Source organism: Halorubrum sp. Ea8 (assembly GCF_002252925.1).
Classification (GTDB): Archaea; Halobacteriota; Halobacteria; order Halobacteriales; family Haloferacaceae; genus Halorubrum.
In genome coordinates, this window is the sequence record NZ_NHPF01000011.1 from 1 (window position 1) to 1,448 (window position 1,448).

General features: G+C 70.9%; 2 protein-coding genes. Both read left to right on the forward strand.

The features are described 5' to 3' along the window. Nucleotides 1-277: 277 nt before the first annotated feature. Complete coding sequence (locus DJ74_RS00515; RefSeq protein ID WP_094521854.1) at nt 278-856, forward strand: cysteine hydrolase family protein; 579 nt, start codon at nt 278-280, stop codon at nt 854-856. A gap of 105 nt (nt 857-961) precedes the next feature. Further along, nucleotides 962-1,448, forward strand: a 487-nt coding sequence (locus DJ74_RS18965) for a hypothetical protein (RefSeq protein ID WP_094525970.1), incomplete at its 3' end; no start/stop codon positions are given.

Here is a 1,448-nt window from a genome sequence, read left to right on the forward strand (position 1 = left end):
CGGTCCGACGGACGTCGCCGGCGGCGACGTCCGTCGGACCGGAAGCGACGCTATCCGCGGTCTGACTGGGAGCGACGCTATCCGCGACCGGGCCAGCGGCGACTCCCCCGACCCCGAGCGAGAGGAGTGCGATCGCGGCGACGACCGAGAGGGTGAGAACCCGTCGCATAGTGGCGATTACAACCGACCCGGTAAGTAGTTTGCCGGTCCGTCGGTCGCCGGCGGCGACGCGACGGCCGGCTTCGCATTTTTCACACCGGGACCCCAATCGCCGCGTATGCCGTACGATCCGACCGAGACCGCGGTGATCGTCGTCGACATGCAGAACGGCTTCTGTCACCCGGACGGGAGCCTTTACGCCGAACCGAGCGAGGCGGCGATCGGGCCGGTGACGGCGCTGGTCGAGCAGGCGCGCGAGGCGGGCGCGAGCGTCGTCTACACCCGCGACGTCCACCCGCCGGAGCAGTTCGACGAGACGCACTACTACGACGAGTTCGACCGCTGGGGCGAACACGTCGTCGAGGGGTCGTGGGACGCCGAGCTCGTCGAGGGGCTCGACGTCCGCACTGACGACCACGTCGTCGAGAAGCACACCTACGACGCCTTTTACCGGACCGAGCTGGAGGGGTACCTCGACGCGCACGGGATCGACGACCTGCTGATCTGCGGAACGCTCGCGAACGTCTGCGTCCTTCACACGGCCGGCAGCGCAGGCCTGCGTGATTACCGTCCCGTCGTCGTCGAGGACGCGCTCGGCTACATCACCGAGGACCACCGCGAGTACGCCGTCGACCACGCGGACTGGCTGTTCGGCGAGACGACGCTGCGCGAGGAGGTTGAGTTCGCGGACGCGTGAGCCGGCGGGGGCTGATAGTGAGCCGCCGAATCCGCCACCGGGACCCGTTATCAGCGGCGTGAATCGGCGTGTAACCCTTTTGAACCCCGACGGGGACCGTCGAGTATGGAACTCTCTCGACGCGGAATGCTCGCCGGGGCGGGGGCCGCGTGCGCGGTCGGTGCCGTCGGCTTCGCCGGGGCGACGGCGGTGACGGACGGCGAGGGCGGCGACGGCGCGTCCGGCGACGGAGCGATCGACGACGATCCGGTCGGCGGCGGCTCGACCGGAGGCGACGAGAGCGGCGGTCCGGCCGGCGCGGTCGACGTCGATCCGGAGGCCCCGTTCGAGGCGCGGCTCCTCCGGGACGGCGAGGACGACCGGCGGCTGTTCGGCGCCGGCGACCTCGACGAGGTCGAGGGCGTCTTCGACGACGACGGCGAGTACCTCGTGTACGTCGCGCTCGGCGACGACGGGATCGACGCCTTCCAGGAGCGACTGGCCGCGTCCGGCGCGGTCGACGAGCCGGAGCGGTTCGTCGTGTCGATGGCCCTCGACGGGACCGAGGTCCGGCGGGTCGAGTTGGACGAGCCGACGGTGAGCGCGCTCACCG

Bases quoted from the DNA above. Each gene is read 5' to 3' on its own strand.
- DJ74_RS00515 (WP_094521854.1), top strand. From the start codon at position 278: ATGCCGTACGATCCGACCGAGACCGCGGTGATCGTCGTCGACATGCAG.